The organism is Roseateles sp. P5_E11 (assembly GCF_054049355.1).
Genome location: NZ_JBFUMO010000476.1, coordinates 1 through 4584 on the forward strand (window position 1 = coordinate 1; position 4584 = coordinate 4584).

The window sequence follows — 4584 nt, forward strand, 5'->3', positions numbered from 1 at the left end:
CGCGCGTGCCACTGTTCAGGTTCAGCTCCAGCACGCCACTGGTGCCGATGTCGAACTGGCGGGACAGGGTGGTCGAACTCAGCCGCAGCGTACCGCCGTCGATGATGGTGGAGCCGGTGTAAAGGCCGGCTGCGCTCAGGTTCACCGTACCGGGCCCCGTCTTCCACACGCTGCCTTCACCACTGATCCGGTTCAAATGCTCCTGGTTGCCGGCGAGATTGAAGACGAGCTTGCCCCCTGGGCCCAGTGTGCTGTCACCGTTGAGCTGGCCATCGCTGCCACCTTGGCCGATCTGAAGCGTGCCCTGGATGTTCAGCGTGCCTGTACCGGGCGCCAGCCACAGGAAGCCGCTGTTGATCTGTGTGTAGCCGGCGGCAATGCCCAGCGAGCCATACACATTGAGCCTGCTGCCGGCCAGCAGATTGAAGCTGCCGGCCTCGGCTGCACCCAGCACCAGGTTGCCGTGAAGCTCCAGCGTGTTGCCGTTGTTGAGGGTGCCACCGGCGGAGTCCATGACAAAGCCTGACCCCAGGGACAGGCTGCCCTGGTTGTCGATCACGCCGTGGTTGCTGAGCTTGCCGGCGACTGATAGCGTGCCGCGGTTGCTGATGAGGCTGTCGCCGTAGCCGGGCGAGGCCTTCTCATTGGACAGCGTAGCGCCGGCGAGCACGTTGACCACCGCGTCGCGCTCGATCTCGATCTGCGCGCCGCCGCTGTTGTCAATGCGGCCGCCAGCCATCACAAGGACCGAGGAGCTCCTGTCGAACAGGGCTCGCGCATGGTCGCCATTGTCGATGCGGCTGCCGGCATCGCTGATTTCGGTGCGACTGCCGGCTGCGAAGGTGGCCAGGACGCCGCGCCCCCGGTTGCTCAGCATCGACCCACCGCGGTAGGCGGTGGTGCCGGTGACCACCAGGTCGTCAATGCGGGTGGGGTTGCCCTCCAGCGTGAGGCTGGTGCGCACGCCGCTGAGCGTGGTCGAKCCCGAATAGACCTTCAGCGTGTCGCGGCTGATGTTGGAGTTGCTCTCGTACAGGCAGTTGTTCAGCCCGGTGTCGCCCAGGCTGAGGCCCACCGCTTTGACCTCGAAGCCGCAGCCGTAGTGGCCACGCAGGTCTTGGTCCAGGTCGGCGCTCAGCGAGGTCTGGATGCTGGCGTCGCCGAGGAAGTAGTTGCGCCCCACCAGCTTGCCGGGGGTGCCGGCAAAACGCAGCTTGATGTCGCTGCCCAGAGCAAAGCTGACCTTGCCGTCCAGATGGTCGATGAAGGACTCGGCGCCGCCGGCGCCGGTGATGACCTCTTGCACCGGCTGATCGAACACCAGCTTGACGAACACCGGCGCGGTGGGCGCGAAGTCGAAGTTCATGCCCATGGACGGGCCGGCATTCACGCTGAGGAAATTGGTCTCGAGGCTGAAGCCTTTTTCGGAGCCCCTGAAGCGCAGCGGGTTGGCGACGCCGTACAGGGGCGGCAGCATGGCCCCCAGCTCCCAGCCGCCACGCAGCACCTCGTTGCCGCAATGCAGGGCGCCGCCCGTCAGCGCCGAACAGTTACCGGCCTTGACGGTGTCGAGCATGAAGGTGTTGGTGCTGCCGATCAGGAAATCCTGGCCCAGGGCCGGCACCGCCACCGGCTTGCCCAGGACCGTCAGCATGGCGCTCGCGGCGCTGTCGAAGTTGAGCAGCGAGAACTTGCCCGGGTTCACCCCGAACTCGAAGCTGGTGCTGGTGCAATCGACAAAGCAGCCCTGCACCGCGACCTTGGCATCGAAATTGAACAGACCGGACACGGAGGCCTGCACGCTGGGCAGATAGGGCGTCAGGGTGGCCGCCGCTTTCAGGGTGTCGCGGGCTTTGACGATGAAGTTCTGCCCCTTGGTAAAACTGTCGGGCAGGGTCAGCACGGGGTTGAAGCTCTGGCTGAAATCCATCGATCCACCCCGCGCGCTGGCCGAGAACTCCAGCCCGATCCGGCCCGAGCTTTGCATGCTGGCCGCGACGCCGTAGCGGCCCAGGTACGTGTTGAAGATCGGGTCGTAAACGTTGGTGAAGCCGCCGAAGTTGAACAACTCCTGCGCGGCGACACCCGCATAGGTGCCCCAGCTGGTCTGCAGCGCATAGCTCGCGGTGGCCGTGCCGCCGGCATTGCCCCACAGGCTCTGGCCCGTGGCGCTGAAGCTGACCTGGTCGCTGAGGGTGGTGCCTTGGGCCGCCAGGCCCGGCATCAGGCCCAGGCCGATCAGCAGGCTCAGCCGCGACAGCGCCGGCATCACGCGGACGGTGTGCGGGTGGCGGGCAGGCTGGGTCTTGCCGGGCTGGCGTGTCTTCATGGTGGCTCTCCCTGATAGCGGTGCAGCGTGACTTTCTCCGCACTCTGGCCAACCCACCTTTGCCAAACCGCAGAAAACCTGTGCTGGTTCGTCGTCTAGCAAAAATAACCAGATGTAAACGGCCTGCAAAGACGGTTGACAATCGCCGCGATGAGTGAAGCTCTCGCCACGCATGACGACATGGCTCCGCCAGGCGCGGCGCGGCTGTTGCTGATCGACGATGCGCCCGAGCAGTTGCGCCAGCTCAGCGATCTGCTGGCCCGCCACTACCGGCTGCTCCATGCCGCCGACGGGCTCGGCGGCTTTCACCGCGCCCAGGCGCAGCGGCCCGACCTGATCCTGCTGGACCTCGTGATGCCTGGCATGGACGGGCATGCTGTGTGCCGGCTACTGAAGGCCGATGCGGCCACCTGTGAGATCCCGGTGATCTTTCTCTCTGCCCAGGCGAGCGCGCAGCAACGGCTGGACGGCTTGCGCCTGGGGGCGGTGGACTACATCGCCAAGCCCTTTCTGGCCGACGAGGTGCTGGCGCGGGTCTACGTCCATCTGCCGCGCGCCAAGACCGCGCCGGGGCGCTGCGATGGCGCACACGACCCCGAACTGGCCTTCGTCAACGCAGCTACCCAGCTCATTGGCGAGCAGTTGGAGGACCTGCCCTCGGTGGGCGACCTGGCCGAGCGCCTGGGCTTGAGCGAGCGACGCCTGTCCACGCTGTTTCGCAGGCACCTCGGCCTGACGGTGTCGGGTTTCATCAGCGAGGAGCGCATCCGCGTCGGCTGCCACCTGCTGGCCGCCACGCCCATGAGCGTGCAGGACATTGCCTTCGACGTGGGTTTCACCACGGCGTCCAACTTCTCCACCGCCTTCCGCGAGCGACTGGGGCTGACGCCGCAGGCTTGGCGCCAGCACCAGCGCGACGGCGGCACCGCTTGACCCGGCGCTGGCTGACCCGGCTGCTGAGCCTCGCGCTGGCCCTGGCCGCCTGGACACCATTGCATGCGCAGCCGCCACCAACGCCTCAACCAGCCTGGCAGTTGCTCGAAGACCCCGGCGGCGCCCTGACGCTGGACGACGTGCAGGCGCGAGCCGCCGAGTTCAAGCCCCACCAGCCGACTGGCCATCTGCGCACCCCCGGCTACACACGCACCGCGCTGTGGGCCCGGCTGGAGCTGCCCGCCAACGCCCAGCCGGAGACGCTCTGGCTGGTGATGACGCTGACGCGCATCGAGCACGCGCAGCTGTGGGTCCAGGCGCCCGACGGGCAATGGCGCTACACGCAAGCTGGCCTGCGGGTGCCTCACGAGCAATGGCCGCTGGACACCAGCGACGTGAGCTTCGAGCTGCGCCCGGAGCCCGGCCGGCCGCTGCGCCTGATGCTGCGCGAGTCGGGCCGCACCTACGCCTCCTTCGACGCGCTGCTGTGCCGGCCGCGCGACTGCTTCACTGAGAACCGCGACACCACCCTGGCCATCGCCGTGCTGGCCGGCAACCAGATGCTGGCCGCCGCCGGCTATCTGCTGCTGTTCTTCTTCTGGCGCCGGGCGGCATTCGCGCTGATGGCGGGCTCGGTGGCGGCCTACGGCCTTTACGAGCTGAGCCTGCACGGCCTGAGCTTTCAGTACCTCTGGCCCAACGCCACCGGCTGGGCGCCGCGCAGCTTGGTGGTGCTGATGGGCACGGCACAGCTGCTGAACTCGCTGGCCGTGGCAGCCATCCTGCCACTGCGCCGCGCCGCGGCGGCGCTGCGCTGGGCGCTGGCTGCCGCCTGGCTCGCCATCGGCACCGCCCTGTTGACCGCGCTGTGGGGCGACTACCGGGCCGTGGCGCCGCTCGTCAACGCGCTGACGGGGCTGTGCGGCCTGCTGACCCTGGTGCTGGCCGGCTGGGCCTGGTGGCGTCGCCTGCCGTTGGCCGGCTGGGCCGCGCTGGTGATGGCGTCTGCGGTGGTGGGCGCGCTGCCGCGTTACGCCTATGTGCTGGGCTGGCTGGAGCTGGGGCCGGTGATGTGGCTGACCACGCCCGTCGTGCTGCTGCTGTCGCACCTGATCCTGCTGATGGCCCTGGTGCAGCAGGTGGTGCAGCAGCGCCGCACCRAGCTGGCCGCGCAGGCGCAGCTGCTGCAGGAGCGGGCCGCGCGCAGCCAGGAGCTGGAGCGGCAGGTGGCGCAGCGCACCGGCGAATTGCGCGATGCGCTGCAGGAGGCCCGCAGCCAGCACCAGCAGCGCAGCCGCCTGCTGGCCTTCATTGGCCACGAC

The 4584-nt window shown here is 68.1% G+C and carries 3 protein-coding genes; 2 read left to right on the forward strand and 1 reads right to left on the reverse strand.

Translation table 11 applies throughout. The features are described 5' to 3' along the window. Positions 1-2329: hypothetical protein (locus tag ACXJKR_RS24955; RefSeq protein WP_457325110.1), on the reverse strand; the 2329-nt coding region annotated here is incomplete at its 3' end. 150 nt (positions 2330-2479) lie between these two features. Between ACXJKR_RS24955 and ACXJKR_RS24960 the strand changes: the two genes are divergently transcribed. Together ACXJKR_RS24960 and ACXJKR_RS24965 are read left to right on the forward strand one after the other, a co-directional pair. Continuing rightward, complete coding sequence (locus ACXJKR_RS24960) at positions 2480-3262, forward strand: helix-turn-helix domain-containing protein (RefSeq protein ID WP_457325111.1); 783 nt, start codon at positions 2480-2482, stop codon at positions 3260-3262. Further along, a partial coding sequence (locus ACXJKR_RS24965; RefSeq protein WP_457325112.1) for a 7TMR-DISM family protein occupies positions 3259-4584 on the forward strand: 1326 nt, incomplete at its 3' end. The genes ACXJKR_RS24960 and ACXJKR_RS24965, both read left to right, overlap by 4 nt.